Annotated in this window: 24 protein-coding genes; 21 read left to right on the plus strand and 3 right to left on the minus strand. The window is 24.5% G+C overall.

The genetic code is table 11. The features are described 5' to 3' along the window. The first annotated feature begins 2 nt into the window (after nucleotides 1-2). The 16 genes from D9V62_RS00785 to D9V62_RS00860 all read left to right on the plus strand — a co-directional run bounded on the left by D9V62_RS00785 (nucleotide 3) and on the right by D9V62_RS00860 (nucleotide 17,334). A complete protein-coding gene (locus tag D9V62_RS00785; RefSeq protein WP_158340336.1) occupies nucleotides 3-677 on the plus strand; it encodes a NuoB/complex I 20 kDa subunit family protein in 675 nt (224 codons plus the stop codon). A 94-nt stretch (nucleotides 678-771) separates the two neighbouring features. Beyond that, a complete protein-coding gene (gene nuoC / locus D9V62_RS00790) occupies nucleotides 772-2,574 on the plus strand; it encodes an NADH-quinone oxidoreductase subunit C/D (RefSeq protein ID WP_158340337.1) in 1,803 nt (600 codons plus the stop codon). 33 nt (nucleotides 2,575-2,607) lie between these two features. Next, nucleotides 2,608-3,087: an NADH-quinone oxidoreductase subunit NuoE gene (nuoE, locus tag D9V62_RS00795; protein WP_158340338.1), complete on the plus strand. Its 480-nt coding sequence runs from the start codon at nucleotides 2,608-2,610 to the stop codon at nucleotides 3,085-3,087. Beyond that, nucleotides 3,084-4,364 carry an NADH-quinone oxidoreductase subunit NuoF gene (gene nuoF / locus D9V62_RS00800; RefSeq protein ID WP_158339921.1) on the plus strand — a complete coding sequence of 427 codons (1,281 nt, stop codon included), beginning with the start codon at nucleotides 3,084-3,086 and terminating at the stop codon, nucleotides 4,362-4,364. The genes nuoE and nuoF overlap by 4 nt, the downstream gene beginning before the upstream one ends. Before the next feature lie 110 nt (nucleotides 4,365-4,474). Beyond that, nucleotides 4,475-7,198, plus strand: a complete 2,724-nt coding sequence (nuoG, locus tag D9V62_RS00805) for an NADH-quinone oxidoreductase subunit NuoG (RefSeq protein ID WP_158339922.1) — start codon at nucleotides 4,475-4,477, stop codon at nucleotides 7,196-7,198. Further along, nucleotides 7,195-8,163 carry an NADH-quinone oxidoreductase subunit NuoH gene (gene nuoH, locus D9V62_RS00810; RefSeq protein WP_158339923.1) on the plus strand — a complete coding sequence of 323 codons (969 nt, stop codon included), beginning with the start codon at nucleotides 7,195-7,197 and terminating at the stop codon, nucleotides 8,161-8,163. Before nuoG ends, nuoH begins: the two co-directional genes overlap by 4 nt. A gap of 24 nt (nucleotides 8,164-8,187) precedes the next feature. Continuing rightward, the gene (gene nuoI / locus D9V62_RS00815; protein ID WP_158339924.1) at nucleotides 8,188-8,730 is read left to right on the plus strand and encodes an NADH-quinone oxidoreductase subunit NuoI; all 543 of its coding nucleotides are present in this window, start codon (nucleotides 8,188-8,190) and stop codon (nucleotides 8,728-8,730) included. 13 nt (nucleotides 8,731-8,743) lie between these two features. Beyond that, nucleotides 8,744-9,250 carry an NADH-quinone oxidoreductase subunit J gene (gene nuoJ / locus D9V62_RS00820; protein WP_158339925.1) on the plus strand — a complete coding sequence of 169 codons (507 nt, stop codon included), beginning with the start codon at nucleotides 8,744-8,746 and terminating at the stop codon, nucleotides 9,248-9,250. Between the two features lie 34 nt (nucleotides 9,251-9,284). Continuing rightward, entirely contained in the window at nucleotides 9,285-9,587 is a 303-nt protein-coding gene (gene nuoK, locus D9V62_RS00825; protein WP_158339926.1) for an NADH-quinone oxidoreductase subunit NuoK, read from the plus strand. Next, a complete protein-coding gene (gene nuoL, locus D9V62_RS00830) occupies nucleotides 9,584-11,416 on the plus strand; it encodes an NADH-quinone oxidoreductase subunit L (RefSeq protein ID WP_158339927.1) in 1,833 nt (610 codons plus the stop codon). The genes nuoK and nuoL overlap by 4 nt, the downstream gene beginning before the upstream one ends. 73 nt (nucleotides 11,417-11,489) lie before the next feature. Beyond that, nucleotides 11,490-13,019 carry a NuoM family protein gene (locus D9V62_RS00835; protein WP_158339928.1) on the plus strand — a complete coding sequence of 510 codons (1,530 nt, stop codon included), beginning with the start codon at nucleotides 11,490-11,492 and terminating at the stop codon, nucleotides 13,017-13,019. A 6-nt stretch (nucleotides 13,020-13,025) separates the two neighbouring features. After that, on the plus strand, nucleotides 13,026-14,483 hold the full coding sequence (locus D9V62_RS00840; RefSeq protein ID WP_158339929.1) for an NADH-quinone oxidoreductase subunit N: 1,458 nt from the start codon (nucleotides 13,026-13,028) through the stop codon (nucleotides 14,481-14,483). A 294-nt stretch (nucleotides 14,484-14,777) separates the two neighbouring features. After that, a complete protein-coding gene (locus tag D9V62_RS00845) occupies nucleotides 14,778-15,539 on the plus strand; it encodes a TerC family protein (RefSeq protein WP_187312794.1) in 762 nt (253 codons plus the stop codon). 90 nt (nucleotides 15,540-15,629) lie between these two features. Then, a complete protein-coding gene (folC, locus tag D9V62_RS00850) occupies nucleotides 15,630-16,871 on the plus strand; it encodes a bifunctional tetrahydrofolate synthase/dihydrofolate synthase (protein ID WP_158339931.1) in 1,242 nt (413 codons plus the stop codon). A gap of 38 nt (nucleotides 16,872-16,909) precedes the next feature. Then, on the plus strand, nucleotides 16,910-17,143 hold the full coding sequence (locus tag D9V62_RS03205) for a CvpA family protein (protein WP_158339932.1): 234 nt from the start codon (nucleotides 16,910-16,912) through the stop codon (nucleotides 17,141-17,143). Beyond that, nucleotides 17,143-17,334, plus strand: a complete 192-nt coding sequence (locus D9V62_RS00860; protein ID WP_158339933.1) for a hypothetical protein — start codon at nucleotides 17,143-17,145, stop codon at nucleotides 17,332-17,334. The genes D9V62_RS03205 and D9V62_RS00860 overlap by 1 nt, the downstream gene beginning before the upstream one ends. Before the next feature lie 92 nt (nucleotides 17,335-17,426). Here D9V62_RS00860 and D9V62_RS00865 read toward each other — a convergent pair whose 3' ends face one another. After that, on the minus strand, nucleotides 17,427-18,374 hold the full coding sequence (locus tag D9V62_RS00865) for a ribose-phosphate pyrophosphokinase (protein ID WP_158339934.1): 948 nt from the start codon (nucleotides 18,372-18,374) through the stop codon (nucleotides 17,427-17,429). Between the two features lie 34 nt (nucleotides 18,375-18,408). Beyond that, nucleotides 18,409-19,287, minus strand: a complete 879-nt coding sequence (ispE, locus tag D9V62_RS00870) for a 4-(cytidine 5'-diphospho)-2-C-methyl-D-erythritol kinase (protein ID WP_158339935.1) — start codon at nucleotides 19,285-19,287, stop codon at nucleotides 18,409-18,411. A 206-nt stretch (nucleotides 19,288-19,493) separates the two neighbouring features. Here ispE and prfA point away from each other — a divergent pair, with 206 nt between their 5' ends. The 3 genes from prfA to sirB1 all read left to right on the plus strand — a co-directional run bounded on the left by prfA (nucleotide 19,494) and on the right by sirB1 (nucleotide 22,342). Further along, nucleotides 19,494-20,579 (plus strand): peptide chain release factor 1, encoded by a 1,086-nt coding sequence (gene prfA, locus D9V62_RS00875; RefSeq protein ID WP_158339936.1) that lies wholly within the window; start codon nucleotides 19,494-19,496, stop codon nucleotides 20,577-20,579. Continuing rightward, nucleotides 20,576-21,403 carry a peptide chain release factor N(5)-glutamine methyltransferase gene (gene prmC, locus D9V62_RS00880; protein WP_158339937.1) on the plus strand — a complete coding sequence of 276 codons (828 nt, stop codon included), beginning with the start codon at nucleotides 20,576-20,578 and terminating at the stop codon, nucleotides 21,401-21,403. The genes prfA and prmC overlap by 4 nt, the downstream gene beginning before the upstream one ends. A 129-nt stretch (nucleotides 21,404-21,532) precedes the next feature. Then, complete coding sequence (gene sirB1, locus D9V62_RS00885; protein WP_158339938.1) at nucleotides 21,533-22,342, plus strand: invasion regulator SirB1; 810 nt, start codon at nucleotides 21,533-21,535, stop codon at nucleotides 22,340-22,342. Nucleotides 22,343-22,356: 14 nt separating this feature from the next. On the opposite strand, the gene nadE is transcribed toward sirB1, so the two are convergent. Next, nucleotides 22,357-23,163, minus strand: coding sequence for an ammonia-dependent NAD(+) synthetase (gene nadE, locus D9V62_RS00890; protein ID WP_158339939.1), 807 nt, complete (start codon nucleotides 23,161-23,163; stop codon nucleotides 22,357-22,359). A gap of 166 nt (nucleotides 23,164-23,329) precedes the next feature. On the opposite strand from nadE, the gene D9V62_RS00895 reads away from it, so the two are divergent. Then, a complete protein-coding gene (locus D9V62_RS00895) occupies nucleotides 23,330-24,532 on the plus strand; it encodes an acetate kinase (protein WP_158339940.1) in 1,203 nt (400 codons plus the stop codon). A 51-nt stretch (nucleotides 24,533-24,583) separates the two neighbouring features. After that, a complete protein-coding gene (gene pta, locus D9V62_RS00900; protein WP_158339941.1) occupies nucleotides 24,584-26,713 on the plus strand; it encodes a phosphate acetyltransferase in 2,130 nt (709 codons plus the stop codon). Nucleotides 26,714-26,719 lie beyond the last annotated feature (6 nt).

Raw genomic sequence — 26,719 nt, forward strand, 5'->3', positions numbered from 1 at the left:
AAATGAACTATGTTTTAACTCGAGCAGAAACAAAGGATTCTAATAAAAAATATCCGAAAGAAGTCAGTCATTTTGTGGTAGATCCTGTTGAAAGTTATTTAAAAAAAAATATTTTCATAGGTAAAATTAATCAGTTAATTCATAAGTTAGTAAATTGGGGTCGAAAAAATTCACTTTGGCCTTATAATTTTGGATTATCGTGTTGTTATGTAGAAATGGTAAGTGCTTTTACTTCTATACATGATGTCGCTCGTTTTGGATCTGAAGTATTGAGAGCTTCTCCGAGGCAAGCTGATGTTATGGTAATTGCAGGTACACCATTTATTAAAATGGCTCCTATTATTCAAAGATTATATGATCAAATGTTAGAACCTAAGTGGGTTATTTCCATGGGTGCATGTGCTAATTCAGGTGGAATGTATGATATCTATTCTGTTGTCCAAGGAGTAGATAAATTTTTACCAGTAGATATTTATATCCCCGGTTGTCCACCTAGACCAGAAGCATATATACATGCTTTGACATTGCTTCAAAATTCAATTAACGAAGAAAGAAGACCATTATCTTGGGTAATTGGAGAACAAGGAATATATCGAAAAGACAAATTATCAGAAAAAGTTAAAAAAAGAAGCAAAAGGATTTCAATTATCAATCTTCCAACAGTAGAAAAAATTTAGTAATGAACTCAAAAAAAAATAATATAATTTTTTAAATATAATGAGAATTTAATAAAATGTTCAAGTTTTTAGAATGAATTATAATGAGAAATCCATGATAGATGAAATTACAAGTAAAAGTGATTTTTTAAACCAAAATATTCGTAAAGATAATTTAAATGATTTAATTTTTAAAAAATTATTTGATATCTTTGGTAAAGATTTTTGTAGTATTCAAAAGACTAAAACAGGTTTTCCAATAATTTGGGTAAATAAAACTTTATTAATACAAGTTATTAAATTTTTATTAAATTCACCATATTTTTATAATATGCTGTTTGATTTACATGGTGTTGATGAACGTTTTCGATTAAATCGAAAAAATTTACCCAAATCTGATTTTTCAGTGTTTTATCATTTAATATCTATTAAATATAATACTGATTTTATGATAAAGGTTCCTTTATTAAAAAATGATTTAACTTTGTTGACATGTACTGATTTATTTCCGAATGCTAACTGGTATGAACGAGAAACATGGGAAATGTTTGGTATTGTTTTTAAAAATCATCCAAATTTAACACGTATTATTATGCCTCACACATGGAAAGGATATCCATTAAGAAAAGATTTTCCAGCTAGAGCTACTGAGTTTAAAACTTTTTTCTTAAATGAAGAAAAAGAAGATGTAGAAATGGAAAGTTTAAAATTTAAACCTGAATTATGGGGGATGAAAAGAAAAAATGATGACGTAGATTTTATGTTTTTAAATTTAGGTCCAAATCATCCATCAGCGCATGGTGCTTTTAGAATTGTTTTGCAATTAGATGGCGAAAATATTGTTGATTGTGTTCCTGATATAGGATATCACCATCGAGGTGCAGAAAAAATGGCAGAGCGTCAATCATGGCATAGTTATATTCCATATACGGACCGAATTGAATATTTAGGTGGCTGTGTTAACGAAATGCCTTATGTGTTAGCAGTAGAAAAGTTAGTTAATATTACTGTTCCAGAAAAAGTAGAAGTAATTCGAGTAATGTTATCAGAATTATTCCGAATTAATAGTCATTTATTATATATTTCTACTTTTATTCAAGATGTGGGATGTATGACGCCTGTTTTTTTTGCTTTTACTGATCGACAAAAAATCTACGATTTAATTGAAGCAATAACTGGAGCAAGAATGCATCCGGCTTGGTTTCGTATTGGGGGTGTGGCACATGATCTTCCAAAAGGATGGAATATTTTATTAAAAAATTTTCTTGAATGGATGCCAAAAAGATTAAAATATTATATAGATGTAGCTTTAAAAAACACTATTTTAATTCATCGATCTAAAGGTATTGCTAAATATTCTCAAACAGAAGCTGTACAATGGGGTGTAACAGGTGCTGGTTTACGTGCTACAGGCTTGGATTTTGATGTAAGAAAAAAGAGACCTTATTCTGGATATCAAAATTATACTTTTGAAGTACCTATTGGTAATGGAATAAGTGATTGTTATTCTAGAGTAATGATTAAAGTAGAAGAAGTATATCAAAGTCTTTTAATTTTAAAACAATGTTTGAATAATATGCCAGAAGGTCCTTTTAAAGCGGAACATCCATTAACTACTCCTCCTCCTAAAGAAAATGTTTTAAAAGATATTGATAGTATGATTACTCATTTTTTACAAGTATCATGGGGTCCTGTAATTTCAGCAAATGAAAGTTTTCAAATGATTGAAGCTACTAAAGGTATTAATAGTTATTATTTAATTAGTGATGGTGGTACCATGAGCTATAGAACCAGAATACGTACACCTAGTTTTCCACATTTACAACAAATACCATCAGTTATTCGTGGAAGTTTAATATCAGATTTAATTGTATACTTAGGAAGTATAGATTTTGTTATGTCAGACGTGGATAGATGAAATTATGTGTAAAAAAAAAGAAAATTAAGAGAAATTTCTACAAAATTTGTATTAAGTTCCTTCGAAATTAATGAAATAGAAAATCAAAAAAAATATTATGAAAATTATAGAGCAATTACAATAGAAGCATTAAAAATTGTTCAGAAGCAACGTGGATGGGTTTCTGATCAAGCTGTTATTGAAATTTCTAAAATACTTAATATTAGTCCAAGTGATATAGAAAGTGTAGCAACTTTTTATAGTCAAATTTATCGCCAACCTGTAGGACGTAATATAATTCGTTATTGTGATAGCGTAGTTTGTTATCTGACAGGCTATCAAGAAATTACAAAAGTCTTAGAAAATATTTTATCAATTAAAACAGGTGATACAACTTTAGATAATCGATTTACTTTATTACCAGTTTGTTGCTTAGGAAATTGTGATAAAAGTCCGACTATAATGATTAATGAAGATTTATATTCTAAATTAACTCCAGAATCTATACCAAATTTACTGGACTCATATAAATGAATAATAAAATTGTTCGTATGGAAGAAACTCATCCATTAACATGGAGGATACGAGATGATAAAAAAACTATTTGGATTAAAGAATATTGTAATAAAAATGGTTATAATGCTTTTAAAAAAGCTATACACCAAAATACTCCGGAAGATATTATTAGCTTAGTTAAAGAATCAGGTTTAAAAGGAAGAGGCGGAGCTGGTTTTTCTACAGGTTTAAAATGGAGTTTGATGCCTAATATTACTAATAATCAGGAACATCGTTATTTATTATGTAACGCAGATGAAATGGAACCAGGCACTTATAAAGATAGATTATTAATAGAATATTTGCCTCATCAACTAATTGAGGGAATATTATTATCAGCTTTTGCAATAAAAGCTACTCGTGGATATATTTTTTTACGAGGAGAATATGTTAAAGGAGAACATATTTTAAGGCAAGCTATACAGGAGGCTATTCACTTTGGTTATATTGGTTGTAATATTTTAAATAGTGGTTTTAATTTTGATTTGTTTTTGCATACTGGTGCTGGTCGTTATATTTGTGGTGAAGAAACAGCTTTAATTAATTCATTAGAAGGTAGAAGAGCTAATCCTAGATTTAAACCTCCATTTCCTGCAACTTTTGGATTATGGGGAAAACCTACTTGTGTTAATAATGTGGAAACATTATCTAACGTTCCATCTATTGTATTAAATGGTACTAATTGGTATAAAAAATTATCTAAAAGTTCTGATACTGGTACTAAATTAATGGGTTTTTCAGGAAAGGTAAAAAATCCTGGTGTTTGGGAATTACCTTTTGGTATAAGTGCGCGTGAAATTTTAGAAGATTACGCATTAGGTATGCAGTCAGGTTTATCTTTAAAAGCATGGCAACCAGGAGGAGCAGGAACAGATTTTTTTACTCAAAAACATTTGGATTTATCTATGGATTTTTCTACTATTTCACAAGCAGGTAGTCGTTTAGGAACAGCACTTGCTATGGCGGTTGATAATCAAATTAATATGGTTTCACTTGTTCATAATATAGAAAAATTTTTTGCACGTGAATCTTGTGGTTTATGTACACCTTGTAGAGATGGATTACCTTGGATTGTAAAAATACTACATACTTTAAAAAATAAAAAAGGTCAAAGTAATGATATAGAAAATTTAGAACGTTTATGTATATCTTTAAGTCCAGGAAAAACATTTTGTGCTCATGCACCAGGAGCAATTGCACCATTACAAAGTGCTATAAAATACTTTCGTTCAGAATTTGAAAATGGAATTCTATAAAAAAGTAAATTTAAATTAAAAGAAAATTAAGATTCAATATAATAAATTTAATTTAAATATTTAATCATAAATGTAAATTTATTTTTAAAAAAGTTTTGGAATTTTCTATTATGTCTAAAATTTATATAAATAATAAAAAATATTATGCAAGTGAATCTGACAACTTATTACAGGTTTGTCTTTCGAATGGATTAGATATTCCTTACTTTTGTTGGCATCCTGAGTTAGGTAGTGTAGGATCTTGTCGACAATGTGCTGTAACTCAATATAATAGTTTATCAGATTCTCAAGGACGATTAGTAATGTCTTGTATGACACCAGTAGTAGATGGCATAATTATTTCTACTAATGATCATATGTCAAAAACATTCAGAAAAAATATAGTAGAACTTTTATTAACCAATCACCCACATGATTGTCCTGTGTGTGAGGAAGGTGGTAACTGTCATCTTCAAGATATGACAGTTATGAATAAACATTATATACGAAATTATCGATTTTCAAAAAGAACACATAAAAATCAATATTTAGGTCCTTTTATTAAACATGAAATGAATCGTTGTATTGGATGTTATCGTTGCATTCGATATTATAAAGATTATGCTGATGGTACTGATTTAAATGTTTATGGTGCTAATAATAATCTTTATTTTGGCCGCATAGAAGATGGAGTCTTAGAAAACGAACATTCAGGTAATTTAATTGAAATATGTCCTACTGGAGTTTTTACTGATAAAATACATTCAATACAATATAATCGTAAATGGGATATGCAATATGCTCCTAGTATATGTCAAAATTGTAGTGTAGGTTGTAATATTAGTATAGGTGAAAGATATGGTGAAATACGTCGCATAGAAAATAGATATCATCAAAATATCAATAATTATTTTATTTGTGATTTAGGACGTTTTGGATATTCACATAATTCTTTAAAAAGACGTCCTAGAAACCCTTCTTATATTGCTAATGGAAAGTTAAATATATTAAATTTTAACGACGCAATAAAAAAAGGAGTAAATTTTCTTCAACGTTATAAAAATATAATTGGTATTGGTTCAACACGTGCTAGTATAGAAAATAATTTTGCATTGCAAGAATTAGTAGGAGAAAAAAATTTTTCTCATGGTATGTCAATTAAAGAAGCGTCTTGTGTTAAATTAATTTTAAATGTTTTTGAGAATAATGAATTATATATTCCATCTTTAAAAGAAATTGAAAGTTATGACGTCATTGTCATCCTTGGAGAAGATGTAACACAAACATCACCTCGTATTGCACTATCAGTACGTCAAGCTATGAAAAATAAAGCTAAAAAAATAGCTGAACTAAATGGAATACCTAAATGGAATGCTACTATTATATCTAGTATTTCAGAAAATCATAAAAATTCTTTATATATTACTCATACACATGAAACTAAACTAGATGATATTTCTGATTGGTCTTATTTTGCATCAATTAACGACCAGTCGAAGTTTGGTTCAGCAATAGCACATGTTTTAGATTCAAAATCACTTTTTGCGCAAGATTTCAGTCCTTTTTTGCTTGAAAAAGCTTCTTTAATTGCAAAAAAAATATTTAATGCAAAAAAAGTATTAATTATTTCTGGAACAAGCTCTTTCAGTACATCTATTATAAAAACAGCTATTAATTTAGCTATATCTATTAAAAAGAAAAAAGTTAATCATGTTGCTCTTACTTTTTTAACGTCTTCTTCAAATACATTAGGAGTAGGATTGATTGGCGGAATTTCTATAGAACAAGCGGTCCAACGATTAAATCAAAAAGAAGCAGATGCTATAATATTTATGGAATACGATTTATATCGTTATCTTTCTAAATATGATTGTGATATTTTTTTAAAAAATAGAAATAATGTTTTATCAATAGATCATCAATATACCAAAACTTATACAAATTCTAATTTAAGTTTACCTTGTGTTAACTTTTCAGAAAGTTCTGGTACAATAATTAACTTTGAAGGTAGAGCGCAGCGTTTTTTTCAAGTTTATGATCCAATGTTTATTGATAAAAAAAATTGTCTTTATGAAAGTTGGAAATGGTTACATTTCATTCAATGTAAGTTTTTAAATAAAAAAATATCTTGGTTAAATTTAGATGATATTATTGTTTCTTATAGTAATAAATATCCTATTTTTAAAAAAATACTAAAATTTTTACCACATTCTGATTTTAGAATTAATAATCAAAAAATAGCTCGTTCTCCTAATCGCTATAGCGGTCGAACTGCTTTACAATCTCATATTAATATTCACGAATCTTCTCAACCTGAAGATGTTAATACTATGTTTTCTTTTTCTATGGAAGGGTTTAATCAACCTAATAAATCTTTTTCATACATTCCATTTGCTTGGTTTCCTGGCTGGAATTCACCACAAGCGTGGAATAAGTTTCAAGTAGAAGTTGGAAAACAATTAATTGCTGAAGAATCAGGTGTTCATTTGTTTAAAGATAACAAAAAAAATACAGATATTTATTTTCCGTATATAAATACTATTAAAAAAAAATATTGGTATATAATTCCGTACTATCATATCTTTGGTAATGAAGAGTTAACACAGAATTCATCTGTTATTCAAAAAAATACACCATTACCATATGTTTTACTTAGTAATTTAGATGCGTTAGAAATAGGTTTAAAAAAAGATTCTATAGTAGAATTTAATTGTTTAAATAAAAACTTTCGTTTAAATATACGATTATCTAAAAATTTATATAAAAAACAAATTGGATTACCTATTGGAAGAAAAGGATTTCCTATTGCTTTAGTTGGAAAAGAAATTAAATATATAAGGGAATTCATTAAATGAAATATTTTGGAATAGATATATTAGAAATATTTTTAGGGTTTTTTAAAATAATATCATGCGTTATTTTAGTTATATTTTTTTCAGCAATGCTTAGTATTTTTGAACGTCGATTGTTAGCATTTTTTCAAAATAGACACGGTCCTAATCGGGTAGGTTATTTTGGTAGTTTACAATTATGTGCAGATATGATTAAAATTTTATTTAAAGAAGATTGGATACCAAAATTTAGTAAAAAATTTATTTTTATTTTATCTCCAATTATATCTTTTGTTTCTTTATTATTTGTACTTCCAATAATTCCATTTATTCCAAATAATCCAATAATTAACTTAAATATAGGAGTTTTATTTTTTTTAATGATGGCGGGTTTATCTGTGTATGCAATATTATTTGCTGGTTGGTCTAGTAATAATAAATATGCTCTATTAGGAGCGATTCGAGCTTCAGCTCAGACTTTAAGTTATGAAGTATTTTTGGGTTTATCATTAATGGGAGTTATAGCTCAATCAGGATCATTTAGAATACTTGATATTATAAATCAACAACGAGAACTTTGGAATATTATACCTCAATTTTTTGGATTTTTATCTTTTTTCATCGCTGGATTAGCTGTTTGTCATAGACATCCTTTTGATCAACCAGAATCTGAACAAGAGTTGGCTGATGGTTATCATATTGAATATTCTGGTATGAAATTTGGATTTTTTTTTATTGGAGAATATATTTCAATTGTTACAATTTCATCATTAATAACAGCAATATTTTTCGGTGGATATTTTGGTTTTGGAGAACCTAGTTTTTTATGGTTTTTTTTGAAAATGATGGTGTTTATAGTTTTATTTATCTTAATTCGAGCATCTTTACCAAGACCTAGATATGATCAGATATTATCTTTTGGATGGAAAATATGTTTACCATTAACGTTATTCAATTTACTAATCACAGCTTTTTGTATATTAATATAAATTATATTAAAAGAGATTTTATTTATGAAATTTAAAAAAATCATTATTGGATTTTTTATACAAATAAGAAGTATGTGGATGGTTTTTAAAAACATATTTTCTAAATCTGAAACTAAATCATATCCAGAAGAAAAGGTTTATTTACCTCCTCGATATCGTGGTCGTATTATATTAACTAGAAATACCAATGGAGATGAGCGTTGTGTTGCATGTAATTTATGTGCAGTTGTTTGTCCGGTTGATTGTATTTCTTTACAAAAATCTGAAAAAATAGGTGGTCGTTGGTATCCTAAATTTTTTAGAATTAATTTTTCTCGTTGTATCTTTTGTGGTTTGTGTGAAGAAGCTTGTCCTACTGCTGCTATTCAATTAACTTCAGATTTTGAATTATCAGATTTTAAAAGGTATAATTTAGTTTATGAAAAACAAGATTTGTTAATTTCTGGTCCAGGTAAATATCCTGATTATAATTTTTATCATTTTTCTGGTGTAGTTATTAGTGGTAAAAAAACAGGTGAATTAGATATGGAATTACCACCTGTTAATGTAAAAACTTTATTACCATAAAGGAGACCATTAAATGAATTTAGTTTTTTATATATGTTCTTTTATAGCAATTGTTTCAACTTTTTTAGTAATTATTCAAAAAAATGCAGTTTATTCTTTATTATATTTAATAATTTCTCTTTTATCAATATCAGGTGTTTTTTTTACAATTGGTGCTTTTTTCGCAGGTGCTTTAGAAGTTATCATATATGCAGGAGCAATTATAGTTTTATTTGTTTTCATCATTATGACACTTAATCTTGGTCAGAAAGATGATATACAAGAAAAAAAGTATTTACATCCTATATTTTGGTTAGCGCCAAGTTGTTTAACACTAATTTTATTTTTATCAATGACATATGTTATTTTTTTTCTTAAAGAAAAAAAAATTGACTTTTTTATAACCAATACCAAAATTATAGGTATTAGTTTATTTGGTCCTTATTTATTATTAATTGAACTTGCTTCTTTTCTTTTATTATCTGCTTTAGTTGTAGTTTTTCATATTGGTACAGAAAAAAAATTAAATCAAAAAAAATGATCATAACTTCTTAAATTTATAAGGATAACAATTTATGATTTCTTTATTTCATGGTTTATTTTTATCATTAATATTGTTTATTTTAGGTTTAACATCTCTTATAGTTCGTCGTAATGTGATATTCATATTAATTAGTTTAGAAATTATGATGAATGCCGCTGCATTAGCATTAGTTGTAGTAAGTACATATTGGAAGCAACCAGATGGTCATATAATGTATATACTTGCCATTACTTTAGCTGCCTCTGAAGCTAGTATAGCATTAGCATTATTACTTCAATTATATCGAAATAAAAAAACACTAAACATTAATGTGTTAAGTGAGATGAATGGATGAATATTATTTTTTTAATAATTTTATTTCCATTAATTAGTTTCTTTGTTTTGTCTTGTACACAAGGAATACTTTCAAAAAAAAGTATATCTATTATAGGAGTTGCTTCAATATTTTTTTCATTTTTTATTACTGTTTTTTATAGAATACTTTCTATGCATAATACTTCTCAAGTTTGGATGCAAAAATTATGGTGTTGGATAAATATTAATACATTTAGAATAGATTGTAGTTTAATTTTAGATGGATTATCTTTAAGTATGTTAGTAGTAATTACAGGAGTAGGTCTACTAATACATATTTTTTCGATTTGGTATATGCAAAACAAAGAAGGATATTCACGTTTTTTTGCTTATACTAATTTATTTATAGCAAGTATGTCTTTGTTAGTATTAGCAGATAATTTTATATTTATGTATCTTGGTTGGGAAGGTGTTAGTGTATGTTCTTATTTATTAATTGGTTTTTATTATCGTAGTAGTAATAATAATAAATATGCTTTAAAAGCTTTTATTTTAACGCGAATTTCAGATATATTTTTAATAATTTCAATGTTTTTAATATATCAAAAATATGGAACTTTTAATTTTCAAAAAATTAATTTTTTATCAAATTTTATTTATACAAATGATTTTAATACAAGCTTAATAACATTTTTTTTATTCATTGGCGTAATTGGTAAATCAGCACAATTTCCTTTACAAACTTGGTTATCAGACGCTATGGTTGGTCCAACCCCTGTTTCAGCTTTAATTCATGCTGCAACTATGGTAACTGCTGGTATATATTTAATAGCTAGAACACATTGTTTATTTTTACTAACTCCACATATATTATATCTTATAAGTTGTATTGGTATTTTAACCATATTACTTTCGAGTCTTTGTGCATTAGTTCAAACAGATATAAAGCGTATACTTGCATATTCTACTATGAGTCAAATAGGATATATGTTTTTATCACTAGGCGTACAAGCATGGTCTGCTGCAATCACACATTTAATGATACATGCTGTGTTTAAAGCCTTATTATTTTTATCTGCTGGCTCTTTAATTGCATTTTGTAAAAATGAAAAAAATATATTTAAAATGTCTAAAATGAACATAAAATGTCCTATTTTATATGTTAGTTTCATTTTTGGCGGCGCATCTTTAATTTCATTTCCATTAATTACAGCTGGTTTTTATAGTAAAGGTAATATTTTATTTAGTGTATTAGAAAGCGGTTATATTGGTTTATTTTTATTGAGTTTATTTGGATCATTATTAACATCTATTTATACATTTAGAATGATTTTCATTTTATTTAATAAGTTTAGTTTTTCTAACTTGTTATATCAAGAAAAATTAACACATAATATACCATTATTAATTTTATTACTATTTTCTAGTGTACTAGGTATTTATATTATACCTTCTTTATCTTTTGTATTTCCTACATTGCACTATGCTATAAATAATAAATTTTTATTTGAATGTATATCTAGTTGTATATCAATTTTAGGGATTTGGATTGCATATTATTTATGGATCAAGAATACATATTTAATTGTTAAAGTATTGCAATTAAAAATTTTTCGATTTATACATTCTTTTTTACTAAATGGATTTTATTTTGATTCATTATATAATTTAGTTTTTGTAAGATTTTATTTATTTGTTTGTAATATATTATCCTCTGACCCATTTAATAAAATTAATAATTTTTTTATTAATACTACTAAAAAATTCAATTTTATTTTATTAAAAACTGTTAATGGAGATGTAAAATGGTATATAGAATCAATGTTATTTGGTGTTAATTTTATTTTTATATTAATTTTATTTTTATAAAAATTTAATTTATGGATTATTTAAAAATTTTTTAATTAAATAGTTTTTTATAAATCATAGGAATATATGTCTGATGTTGCTTTTTTTATTAGTTATCATTCCATTTTGTAGTAGTTTTGTTTCCTATTTATCTTTTAAATTAAATAAGTGTGCACCTCGTTATATTTCTTTGATTAGTATAATATTAATACTTTTTGTTACTATTAAAATATGGTTTTCTAGCAATTTTTATACGCATCACTTAGATCATTATCCTAATTGGAATTATCAATTAATATTACCTTGGATACCTAGATTTGGAATAGAATTTCATTTAGCTATTGATAGTTTTTCAATTATTATGTTATTTTTAACTTTTTTTTTAGGAATTATTGCTATTTTATGCGCATGGAATGAAATTAAAGAAAATGAAGGGTTTTTTTATTTTAATTTTATGTTAGTGCTAACTGGAGTTATTGGAATTTTTATTGCTTGTGACTTATTTTTATTTTTCTTTTGTTGGGAAATTATATTAGTTCCAATGTATTTTCTAATTTCATTATGGGGAAATAATAGAGAAAATAAGAGCAGTTCTATAAATGCTGCTAATAAGTTTTTTATATATGCACAAATCTCTGGACTAGTAATGTTAGTATCAATTTTATTATTAGTTTTTAGTTATTATCAAAATACTCATATTTTAACATTTAATTATAACTTATTACTTTTTAATACTATTGATTCAAAAATAGAATACATTATTATGCTAGGTTTTTTTATTTCTTTTATTATAAAAATGCCTATTGTTCCATTTCATGGGTGGTTATCAGATTTTCATGCTGAATCTTCATATTGTGGTGCAGTAGATATAATTGGTTCTTTATTAAAGATTGCTCCTTATGGACTTTTTCGTTATAGTATGACACTTTTTCCAAATACAATACAAAAAATTGCTCCAATTGCTATGTTTTTAGGTTTATTTAGTATATTTTATGGTGCTTTATTAGCTTTTTCTCAAAAAAATATTAAACGTTTAATTGCCTATGCTTCAATTTCTCATATGGGGTTAATTTTAATTGCTATTTATAGTAATAATGAAATTGCTTTTCAGGGAGTAATTATACAAATAATATCTAGTAGTATATCAACTGCTGCTTTATGTATTATCTCAGGTCAAATTTATAAATATTTTAATACTCAAAATATTCTTAAAATGGGAGGTTTTTGGTCCAATATTTATTGGATACCTGCTTTTTCTTTATTTTTTGCTTTATCAAACTTAGGACTTCCAGGAACGGGAAATTTTATTGGTGAATTTCTTATTTTATTTGGGACATTCAAAACATATTCAATGATATCCATTATAGCTGTAATAAGCATTGTTTTTTCTTCTATTTATTCTTTATATATGATCCAAAGGATTTATTATGGACCTTCTCAAAAAAGTTGTTTAACGTTGTTTCCTAATATCAAAGAACTTTGGATATTAATAATATTAATGTTAGTATTAATTTTTTTAGGTGTAATGCCTCAAAAAATATTAAATATTGCACAAGATACTATATCTTCTATATATCATTTTCAAAAAGAATTTATTAATTCTATTTTAAAGACAAGGTTATAACAAATAATGATAATAAATTTACAAGAATTAACTGCTTTATTCCCTTTGTTGATTTTAATAGTAAGTTCAGTAACAGTTATATTGTCTATTTCTTATAATCGAAATCATTCTATTGTTGCTTTTTTTAGCATATTTGGTTTAATTATAACCTTATTTACATTATATTTTTTAATTTCAATCGTTCCTATTCATATTACTAGTTTATTTTATATTACTAAATATTCTATTTTATATATTAGTATTATTTTAATTTCTAGCATTGCTACTTGTATTTTTTCGTATTCATGGTTATTAAACTATCCTTTTAATAAAGAGGAATTTTATTTACTTCTTCTTCTATCAACATTAGGTGCAATTTGTCTGACTATTTCTAGTCATATATCATCAATTTTTATTAGTATTGAGTTAATGTCATTACCAGTATTTGGTTTGATTGCATATTCAAATTATGTATATTATTCTTTAGAAGCATCATTTAAATATCTTATTTTATCAGCGATATCTTCTTCGTTTTTATTACTTGGTATTTCTTGGATATACGCTATTTCTGGAAATCTTAGTATTTCGTCTATAAATTATGTTTTATCATTTACATCTAATAATGAAAAATTAGTTTTACTATTCGGTGTAGTTATGGTATTAACTTCTTTTCTATTTAAATTGTCACTAGTTCCTTTTCATTTATGGACATCGGATATTTATCAGGGAACACCATCTTCAATTTTATCATTTTTTTCTGTTTCTGGAAAAGTAGCTCTTTTTAGTGTTTTGTTACATATATTTTCATATAATTTTATTTTAAATAATAAAATATTATACGTAATCTTATCATTAGTTAGTATTCTTTCAATATTATTTGGTAATTGGATGGCAATTTTCCAAAAGAATATTAAAAGATTTTTTGGATATTCATCAATATCACAATTAGGTTATTTATTAATAATATTGCTTGTTTTAAAAAATAATTATATTTTTTCTTTGGAAACAGTAGTAATTTATTTATTTAACTATTTATTTATTAATATATCATATTTTGGTGCTATTCAATTATTTTCCAATGCATCTAATGACATAGATTTAATAGATTCATATAGAGGTTTATTTTGGTCTCAACCTGTTTTAAGTAGTGTTATTACGATTGTTTTACTTTCTTTAGCAGGAATCCCTATAACGTTAGGTTTTATTGGAAAATTTTATATTTTATCTATGATAATTAAACATCATTTATGGTTAATTGGTTTTGGTTTTCTATTTGGAAGTATATTAGGTTTTTATGGTTATTTTAGATTAATTATAAATTTATATTTGAAACCACCTAATAAACTATTTACCAATAGTAAAGTTATATCTACTTCTTGGATTCATATTTCGTCTAAAATTTTAATATTATTTTCTGGAATATTTTTATTAATATTAGGATTGTATCCGAACGCATTAATTAATTTAATACATTTTATTAAATAGTTTTTATTAATCACAAATAAATAATAATTTTATATTATTTAATTAATACAAATATTCATAATATTATTCACAGTTTTTATTGAAATCAATTTTTAATTAAATAAAGAGATATTTAATGAGTATTTTTTTTTTAACTCGATAATTTTTGGAAGTCTTTTTTTTTTAATTTTAATCATATTCATTTTTAACAAATATAGTATTAAAAAAAAAATAAAACAGAGTTTTTTTTTATATCCTTGGGTATTTATTTATTGTTTTGCTTTTTTATTATTTATTTTTATATTTTGGATTTTCTTGTATAATTCCACTGGAATTAATTATGCTAATAAAAATATTATTTGTTTTTTAACTAGTTATTTATTAGAAATTATACTTTCTGGAGATAATGTTTTTGTTTGGTTTTTAGTATTTAAATCACTTAAAATACCAACGATTTATCAAAAAAAAGTTTTATTGTATGGGTTGTTATTAGGTTTAGTATTACGTTGTATTTTTTCTTTTTTTGGTTATTTTTTATTTTCTAAATGGCATTGGATATTATATTGTTTTGGAATATTATTTATATTTATTGGAATTAAAACGTTTTGTGTATCAAATCAAATACAAAATGATAAAAAAAATATAAGTTTATCTTGGATGTATAAAATATTTAGAATAAGTGATAACACTAATACTTCAAATTTTTTTTTAAAAATAAATAATAAAATATTTTTTACTCCTTTATTTATATCTTTAATTCTTATAGAATTGAGTGATATTATCTTTTCAGCAGATAGTATTCCTGCTATTTTTTCTGTTACTCATAATCTATTTATTATTTTGGTATCTAATATTTTTGCAGTTTTAAGTTTAAGATTTATGTATTTATTTATAGCATCGGTGATAAATAAATATTCTATGTTGGAATATGCATTATCATTTATTTTAATATTTATAGGATTTAAAATATTATTTGAAAAATTTATAATTATTTCAACTTTTCTTACTTTTAGTGCTATATCAATAATTTTAGTGATTACGTTTATAATAAATATTATCTTTATTAAAAAAAAATAATACTATACTAGTTATTTATATTTAATACTTTTTAAAATTTATATAAATTTTATATCAATATACAAAACTGTTTTAAAATAAGTTGGAAATATGTGTAAAAACAAATTTTCTTTTTCTATGTGGATTAAATACTTAGAAAAATTGAAAAAGAAAAATCAAATAAATTTAATAGATATTAAACATATTGCACGAAAATTAAATTTATTAAATTTAAAATCTTTTTTTTTTACTGTAGGAGGAACAAACGGTAAAGGAACAACATGTGCTATGTTAGAAAAATTATTATTAGATTCAGGATATCAAGTTGGTTTATATACATCTCCACATCTATTAAATTTTGTAGAACGTGTGAAAATTAATGGATTATATGTCACTGAAATGCAATATGTTTTTGCGTTTCTTAATATACATTCTGCAAAATTAAATTATTCTTTAAGTTATTTTGAATTTATTACACTTGCAGCTTTATTTTTATTTAAACAATATTCATTAGATATTATTATATTAGAAGTTGGTTTAGGAGGTAGATTAGATGCTACTAATATTATAGACTCAGATTTATCTGTGATTACTAATATAGGTATTGATCATACTTCAATTTTAGGTGTAAATAGATTTAATATAGCTCGAGAAAAAGCTGGTATTTTTAGAAAAAATAAAATTTCTGTTATTGGCGAAAAAGATATTCCAGATTCTATATATCAAGAAGCTAAAACAACTAAAACAATATTAAAAATAATCAATAAAGATTGGTATTGGGAAAAATATAATAATACCTGGAATTTAATTCATTCAAAAATAGCATTGTATAATTTACCAATACCTAAAATACCATTACCAAATGCAGCAATTGCCTTATCAGCATTATTTTACTCTGATCTTGATATTAATAAAAAAAAACTAAGACATGCAATTGCTAAAATACAATTACCAGGTAGATTTCAAACTATTTCTTGTTTTCCTCATATAATTGTCGATGTTGCTCATAATGCTCATGCTGCTTTATATCTTTCTAAAAAAATTGATCAAATGGATATACAAGGAAACATATATGCTATATTTGGTGTATTAAAAGATAAAGATATTTCATCAATTGTTGCTCCATTAAGAAATAAAATCTCTTATTGGTATACTTCTACTTTATCTGTAGATCGAAGTGCTAGTCTTGATCAATTAAAAAGTAATTTACCTATTCAAAAAACGTTTTTTTTTAATAGCATTTCTAATGCTTGGAATAATTTAAAAAAAATATTAAATAAAAAAGATATCGTATTAGTTTTTGGATCGTTTATTACTGTTTCAGAATTCATTTCTATAAAACAAAAGAAATAGAATAAAATAATAAAAATATTATTTTTTTTGGAAAGACTATGCTTTTGATAGATTATATCATTCTTATTATTATTTTATTTTCTACTTTTTTAGGAATATTTCGAGGTTTTTTAAAAGAGTTCATATCTACTGTATTTTGGTTTTTTATTTTATATTTTTTTATTAATTACAAATATTTTAGTGTTTTTTATGATGATATCATTGTAAAAAATGACAACTATTTAGTAATTTTAATTATTATTATTTTTTTTTTACAACAAAAATACTATTGATGTTTGTTTTAAACAAAATAATTAAAAAACTTAAATTATTATATATTAATATTGTTTTAGGAGGTATTTTTGGTTTGTCTCGTGGAATAATATTAGTATTTTTTATATTTTTTGGTATTAGTAAATATAGTGATGCTATTTATTTAAATTTAATAAATAAATCTTTTTTAATTGATTTATTTTTTGAATAGTTTTATATAATAAAACTTAATATTTTATTAAAATTTTTTTAAAATACTAAGCACATTATTTTAAAAAGTATAGTGTGCTTAGGATTAATTTATTAATGTTCAAACATAGCAGAAATAGACTCTTCATTACTGATTCGTCTTATAGCTTCTGCTAACATTCCAGATAATGTAAGAGTTCGTACATTTGGTAATAGTCTAATTTTTTCTTGTAAAGGAATAGTATCACATACAACAACTTCATCAATAACAGAATGTTTTAAATTTTCCGATGCTTTACCTGAGAAAATAGGATGTGTAGCATATGCAAAAACTCTTTTTGCACCTCTTTCTTTAAGTGCTTCTGCAGCTTTACATAGTGTTCCTCCCGTATCAATCATATCATCAACTAAAATACAATCTCTATTTGCTACATCTCCGATAATATTCATCACTTGAGAAATATTAGGATGAGGTCTTCTTTTATCTATAATTGCCATATCAGTATCATAAAGCAGTTTAGCAATTGCTCTTGCTCTCACTACTCCACCAATATCAGGTGATACGACAATAGGATTTTTTAATTCTCTTTGCAACATATCTTCTAAAAGAATCAAACTACCAAATACATTATCTACAGGTACGTCAAAAAAACCTTGAATTTGTTCAGCATGTAAATCTACTGTTAATACACGATCAACTCCAATACTAGATAAAAAATCAGCAACGACTTTAGCTGTAATTGGAACACGTGCAGATCGTACACGACGATCTTGACGTGAGTATCCAAAATATGGAATTACTGCAGTAATTCTACCAGCTGAAGCTCTTCTTAAAGCATCTACCATCACAACTAGTTCCATAATGTTGTCATTAGTTGGAGAACAAGTTGATTGAATAATAAATACATCGCTTCCTCTAACATTTTCATTGATTTGAACGCTAATTTCACCGTCACTAAATCTACCTACAGATGCGTTTCCTAAATTGATATAAAGTCGACGAGCAATAAATTTTGCTAGTTTTGGAATAGAATTTCCAGCAAATAATTTCATATCTGGCATAAAAAACCTTGTTTTTTATTTAAATGTTGATTTTTTAATTGAAAATATGCTTATTTTGTTTATAAAAAACATGATGTAATGGAGAAGTATTAACACTTTTAGCAATAAATCCTTTCATATTCTTAGGCAGTAAAGAAAATATTTTTTGAGCAGATGTTTTATCATTAAATTCAGCAAAAACACAGGATCCTGTTCCAGTCATTCGAGTGGGTGCATAGAGAGATAATATAGATAGTAATTTTTTTATTGTTTTAAATTTATTACTTACTATATTTTCAAAATCATTACTAAATGGAGATGTTAATAGTAATTGAATTGGTTTTTTTTGTGTTTTACTTTTCAGCAGAGAACTAGAAAATATATTTTTTGTTAAAACGTGAATTTCAGGATATACAATTAGATACCATTTTTCTTCTCTTTCAATAGGGTGCAATATTTCTCCTATTCCTTCAATAATAGATGTTTTTCCCATGATAAATGCTGGAATATCTGATCCTATATTAAGACTAAATTTGGCTAACTCTTGTAATGTAAATTTTGTTCTCCAGAGCTTGTTTAATACTACTAATACTGTCGCAGCATTAGATGAACCTCCTCCTAGTCCACTTCCTATAGGTATTTTTTTATTTAAAAATATTTTTGCACCAAGAGTAGTACAATTTGTCTTTTCATAATATAATGCTTTTGATTTTAATAGTTTAGCAGCTTCAATAATAGTGTTTGTTTTTTTTAGAAAAAGTTTTTTTTCTGTAAATAGTTCAATGTTGCCAGTTTTATTAGGAATAATTTTTAATGTATCACCATAATTAAGAAATTGAAATAAGCTTTGTATATAATGGTATCCGTCTGAACGAATACCTGTAACGTATAAAAATAAATTAATTTTTGCAGGAGAAGGCCATGTATATATCATTTTGGTATTTATTTTTAAAAATTATTTTATGTTAATATTTATTAAAATTATACTGAAAATTATTAAAAATGATATAATCATTTTAATTGAAAGATTTTAATTTTTTTTTTAATTATTATTAGCAATATAATATTTTTATTTATTTGAAAATATATTAACATTATTTGAGTTTTATTTTTTTTGAATTTGCAAAAGGATAATATTATATGAATGCTTCTATTATTAATAAATTAAAATCTTTAAAATATCGTCATCAAGAAATTGAAGTATTACTTACTCAAAACGATATTATTTCAAATCAAGATAAGTTAAAAAATTTATCTCAAGAATATTTAAAACTTTCTGAAATTGTTAAATATTTTATTCGTTGGGAAAAAGTAGAATCTGATATTAAAAATATTAATGTATTATTTGATGACAAAGAAATGTACGATATAGCTAAAGAAGAATATTATATACTTAAAAAACAAAAAAAAAAAATAGAAACAAAAATTAAAATATTATTATTACCAGAAGATCCTAATGATCAGCATAGTTGCTTAATTGAAATTAGATCTGCTACAGGTGGAGATGAGTCGTCTATTTTTGCTGGTCAGTTATGCAGAATGTATATAAGATATGCTGAAAGTTATATGTGGAAAACAGAAATAATGAGTTCAAGTGAAAATGAAAAAGGAGGATTTAAAGAAATAATAGTTAAAGTTACAGGTAAAGGAGCTGTTGGTCAATTAAAATTTGAATCAGGAGGGCATCGTGTTCAAAGAGTTCCAGAAACTGAATCACAAGGAAGAATTCATACTTCTACTTGTACTATTGCTGTAATGCCGATTCTTCCTAAAACAGAAAAAGAAGAAATTAATCTATCTGATTTAAAGATTGATACATTTCGTTCCTCTGGTGCTGGTGGTCAACATGTAAATACTACTGATTCAGCTATTAGAATTACGCATCTTCCTACTGGGAATGTAGTAGAATGTCAAGATGAACGATCACAACATAAAAATAAAGCAAAAGCTTTATCTATTTTATCAGCTCGATTGTATACTGAAAAATTAGCACAAAACCAACAAGAAAATTCTTCTATGAGACGAAATTTGTTAGGTAGCGGTTCAAGATCAGATAGAAATAGAACATATAATTTTCCTCAAAATAGAATTACAGATCATAGAATTAATTTAACTATATATAAATTAGATGAAGTATTAGAAGGAAAGTTGGACTTACTTATTAAACCAATAGTTCAAGAATATCAAGCTGATATTCTGTCTTCTTTATCTACGTTTAAATTATGAAAATATATGAATGGTTAGATAAAACAATTAAAATATTTTCGCATCTTGACTATCCCAAATACGAAGCAGAAATATTATTATGTCATGTTTTACAACGTTCACGTTCTTGGATTATAGCTTTTGATAGAACAGAGTTAAATGAATTAAATCAAAAAATATTAAAAAAATTTGTTTATCGAAGATCTATAAGAGAGCCAATGGCTTATATATTAGGAAAAAAAGAATTTTGGTCTTTATCTTTACGTGTTTCTCAAGATACTTTAATTCCTAGGCCTGATACAGAAATTTTAGTTGAACAAGTATTGTCTAAAATTGATAGAAATAAAATATATATTCTTGATTTAGGAACTGGTTGTGGAGCGATTGGATTAGCGCTTGCGAGTGTTTGTAAAAATTTTAATATTACTGCTGTTGACAATTCAAATAAAGCTATTAAAATAGCTAAAATAAATGCTCTAGAATTAAGCTTAAATAATATTGTTTTTTTTTATAGTAATTGGTTTTCAAACATAAATCAAAAATTTCATATTATTGTAAGTAATCCTCCATATCTTAGTTTAAAAGAAATGCACTTTTTTAAAAAAGATCTTATTTTTGAACCGGTTAATGCATTAGTATCCAAAAATAATGGTTTAAAAGATATTGAGTTAATTATAAAACAATCAAAAAATTATTTATTTTGTAAAGGTTGGCTTTTTATTGAACATGGATGGAAACAGAAATTCAAAGTTCGGTTTTTATTTAAAAAATATAATTTTTTTAATATAACATCTTATAAAGATTATGGAGGTAATGATCGTATTACTATTGGTCAAAAAAAATAATAATATTTTCAACTCTTTTAATTTAAAAAGAAAAAGTTTTAAATTATAAAAACATAATTAAATATCATTTATTAAAATACAAAAATAAATTTCAATGTCTTGATTACCTAAAAGTATTAGTATAAAAATATGAAATCTTTTTCAAAAAATAGTTTATCTAAATTATCACTTTTTGATTCTATTATATCAGCTTCTCAGTTTATTCGAGAAGATTTTCCTATAGATTCTATAATCTTAGATATGTGTAATAAAATTAAAGAAGCAAAATCTTATATTTCATCTGAAATTGAACCAAATGAAAAATTAAAAAAATTATTAAATTTATTTTATAAACATTGGAATTTTGGTGGAGCTAGCGGTATTTATAAACTTTCAGACGTATTATGGATTGATAATGTTTTGAAGACTCGACAAGGTACCGCAGTATCTTTAGGAATCCTTTTGTTACATATTGCAAAAGAATTAAGATTACCATTAAATCCCGTAGCATTTCCTACTCAATTAATATTACGAGCGGATTGGTCAGATAAAAATAAATGGTTAATTAATCCATTTAATGGTGAAATATTAGATCAACATACATTAGAAGTTTGGTTAAAAGGAAATATTAGTCCTACAGCAGAATTATATGAAAACGATTTATATCAAGCAGAATCTGTTACTATTATTCGTAAAATGTTAAACACTTTAAAATCAGCTTTAATGGAGGAAAAAAACATGGAGTTAGCATTAAATGTTAGTAACGTTCTTTTGCAAATTGATCCTAATGATCCATATGAAATTCGTGATAGAGGATTAATTTATGCTCATTTAGATTGTAATCACGTTGCTTTAACAGATTTACTTTATTTTGTTGAAAACTGTCCTGAAGATCCTATTAGTGAAATCATTAAAGTTCAAATTCATTCGATTGAACAAAAAAAAATGATATTGCATTAAAAATATTTTAAATTTTATCCAATATTAATTGTATTTCTTTTATGTTGTGTATGTAAATAAAGTTTCTCAATAATTTTTCTATCTGATATGTTTATTTCTTTTCCTTCTAGGTAAGAATCAATTATATTGTATTTAATACCTAAAGCAATTTCGTCTGGTTTTTGTGGATTTTTATCTTCAAGATCTGCGGTTGGTGTTTTTAAATATAAATTCTGAGGACAATTAAGTTGTTTTAATAATAATTGACCTTGTCTTTTGTTTAATTTAGATATTAGATTTATATCTACCCCATGATCTCCGTATTTAGTAAAGAAACCTGTAATAATTTCTGCCGCATTACTTGTTCCTACAACTATTCCATTTGTCATTGCAGCAACACTATATTGTACTTTCATTCTTTCTCTTGATTTTTCATTTCCTTTAACATAATCTGAAATTTTAATTCCTGCTATATTTAATGATAATTCACTACTTAAAACAGAATTTTTGATATTAATTGTAAAAACTTTATCTGGCTTAATAAATTTAATTACTTCTTTGCAATCTTGTTCGTCTTTTTGAATACCATATGGTAATCTTAATGCAATAAATTGATAAGAGTTGTTATTTTTTTCTCTACGTAATTGTTCAATTGTTATTTGGCATAGTTTTCCTGTTAACGTTGAATCTTGCCCCCCACTAATAGCTACAATTAAAGATTTTAAATTAGTATTTTGAAGTAAATATTTTTTTAATTCTATAATACGATTTTCAATTTCTATTTTTGGTATAATTTTTGGTTTTACATGAAGTAATTTAATAATTTTTTTTTGTAGTATCATGTTTTTTTAACTTTACATTGATGAAAATATTAATAAAAATATTTATTTTTATCAAATTATCTTTTTTTAATAAAGTAATTATTATATATTAAATATAATAATTTTTAAAACATATATTAAAAATAATTATTTTTACTTTTTAATTTTAATAACATACTGGTAAACAATATTGAATAATTTAATTTTTGTATTAAATTGTGGAAGTTCTTCTATAAAATTTTCTATATTAAACCCAAAAAGTAAAAAAAAATATTTATCTGGTTTGGTAGAATGTTTATTTTTAAAACAAACATATATTAGATGGCAATATTTAGGAGTAGAATATAAAAAAAACATAGGATCTTATATATCTCATCAAGATGCTTTAAATTTTATCTTTGATAAAGTTTTATCAAAAAAACAAGATATATTGAATAATATCATAGGGATAGGTCATAGAGTTGTTCATGGTGGAAAAAAAATTAATAAATCTATTTTAATAAATTCTGAAACTATAAATTTTATTAAAGAAGCTATTCCTTTTGCTCCATTGCATAATCCTGCAAATTTAATAGGAATTAAAATGGTAATTGAAAAATTACCTATTTTATCGAATAAAAATGTAGCAGTGTTTGATACTTCTTTTTATCAAAAAATGCCTAAAACTTCATTTTTGTATGCTATTCCCTATATTTTTTATAAAAAATATTATATTCGACGTTATGGTGCACATGGAATTAGCCATAATTATGTTTCATATCAAGCATCTATTATGTTAAATAAAGACTTTAATTTATTAAATATTATAACATGCCATTTAGGTAATGGATCTTCTGTTTCTGCAATTCGTAATGGAGTATGTGTAGATACTTCTATGGGTTTGACGCCTTTGGAAGGTTTGGTTATGGGGACTCGGAGCGGTGATATAGATCCTTCAATTATTTTTTTTATGCATCAACAAATGGGAATAAGTATAGATAAAATTCATGAAATATTAACAAAAGAATCTGGTTTGTTAGGATTAAGTGGAAAAAGTAGTGATTTTCGTTATCTTGAAAAACATTACTCTACTGATAAAAGAGTACAGTTATCTGTAGATATTTTTTGTCATCGATTATCTAAATATATTGCTTCTTATATGTGTCTTATGGATAAGCGACTAGATGCAGTAGTATTCACTGGTGGAATTGGTGAAAATGTATCATTAATTCGAGAAATAACTTTATCAAAATTATATTTAATGGGTTTTAAAATTGATATAGAAAAGAATTTATTAATTAAAAACGGAAAAAGTGGATTAATTACAATCGACAAATCTATTCCAGTTTTTGTTATTCCTACAAATGAAGAATTGTTGATAGCACAAGATACAATTAAAATAGTTAGTTAAATATAATTATTTATTAATTTTTTTTATATATTTTAAGATAATAAGAATATTATGTCACGTATTATAATGTTAGTTCCTTTAAATGAAAATGTTAGTATGACTACTATTACTTTAAGTTTAATTTCTTTAATTGATAAAAAAACAACAAATATTTTTTTTAAATATTTTTTTTATTTTTCTCTTATAGATCCTTTAAAAGATAAAACTAAATTTATTATTAATAAATATTTTTCAAAGAATATAATTACATTAGAAAATATAGATTTTTCAGAACAATATTTTAATTCGAGTCAATATAATACTCTTGTTAATCAAGTTATTGAACAATGTTATAATAAAAAAAATATAAATGGATTAATTTTTATTAAAGGTATAAATAAAAAAGATCATATTGATGCTGATAAAATAAATTATGAAGTTTCACAAAATATAAATGCTGAAGTAATATTTTTAGAAAATTTAAGAGAATATGCTTTTGAATATATCAGTAAAAAAGAAAATAAAATAAAAATATTTTTAAAATATAGTAAATATAAAAATATTTTAGGTTTTATTTTTAATAATATTAGCTCTCCTTTTATAAAATCAAAATATAATTTTACAGAAAAATTAAATATTTTATATAATTTAAAAAAAAATGCACATATTGATATAATTAAAAAAGATATTTTTTTAAAAAATAGATTTTTTTCTACCTTAGCCTGTATTCCTTGGAACAAAAGTTTATTAAAACCGTCTGTAATAGAGATTTGTAGCTTTTTAAATGCAAGTATTATTAATACAAAAAATATAAAGAATTCTATTGTTAAGAAAATAATAATATTTGATGAAAATTATAAAAATATAATAAAAAAAAATTATAGTAATGCTTTATTTTTAATTTGTTTAAATCGTATAGAAACATTTATTAATGAGTTATTTCTCAAATCAAAAGTAAATAAAATTAGTGGTATTATTTTAACAGGAACATTTAAATATACAAAAAACGTTTTAAACTTAATTGATTATTTAAAAAATAGTAATATTCCTATATTTTTTGTTAATAAAAATACAATAATGACATTGTCTCAATTAGAAAAATTTAATTTTAATATTAATTTTTATAATAAGACATACATTAATAAAATATTAAAATATATTTCTAGTTATTTTAACAATATTAATTTATTTTTGTTTCAAAATAAAAAAATTAATTATAAAAGAAAATATTCACCTAAAGAATTTTGTTATCGTTTAAAAAAATTATCTCAAAAAAATATAAAACGAATTATACTTCCTGAAGCATATGAACCTCGTATATTACAAGCGGCTTCAATTTCTGATTCCTTAGGAATTGCAGAATGTATATTATTAGGAAATCCAAAAAAAATTTACGAGATAGCTCATGATAAAGGGATTCATTTAAGTAAAAATATTAAAATAATACAACCTAATTTAATACGAAATAATTATATTTCAAGATTACTAGAATTGAGAAAAAATAAAGGAATGACTGAATTTTCTGCAATAAAGCAATTGCAAGATAATACTATTTTAGCAACTTTAATACTAGAATCTAATGAAGTTGATGGATTAGTATCTGGTTCGATAAATACAACAGCTAATACTATACGTCCAGCGTTACAGATTATTAAAACTAATTCTATTTATTCTTTAGTTTCTTCAATATTTTTTATGCTATTTCCTCAAGAAGTTTTAATTTATGGTGATTGTGCAATTAATGTTGATCCAACTGCTGAAGAATTAGCAGAAATTGCAATTCAATCTGCTAATTCAGCTAAAAATTTTGGTATAGAACCACGTATAGCAATGTTATCTTATTCTAGCGGATATTCTGGAAACGGATTACAAGTAGAAAAAGTAAGGAATGCAACTTCTATTGTAAAATTAAAACAACCTAATTTAATTATTGAAGGTCCTATTCAATATGATGCTGCTATCTCAAAAAAAGTTTCTAAGTTAAAAACTCCAAGTTCATTGATTGAAGGATCTGCAAATATTTTTATTTTTCCAGATTTAAATTCTGGTAATATCACTTATAAGGCAATACAACGTTCTTTAGGCTTAATTTGTATTGGACCTATGTTACAAGGATTAAGAAAACCAGTGAATGATTTATCCAGGGGCGCATCAATTGAAGATATTATTTATACTATTGCTTTGACTTCGATTCAGTCATAATATATT

It is taken from the genome of Buchnera aphidicola (Aphis helianthi), from assembly GCF_005083845.1.
In the GTDB taxonomy this organism is placed as follows: Bacteria; Pseudomonadota; Gammaproteobacteria; order Enterobacterales; family Enterobacteriaceae; genus Buchnera; species Buchnera aphidicola_AW.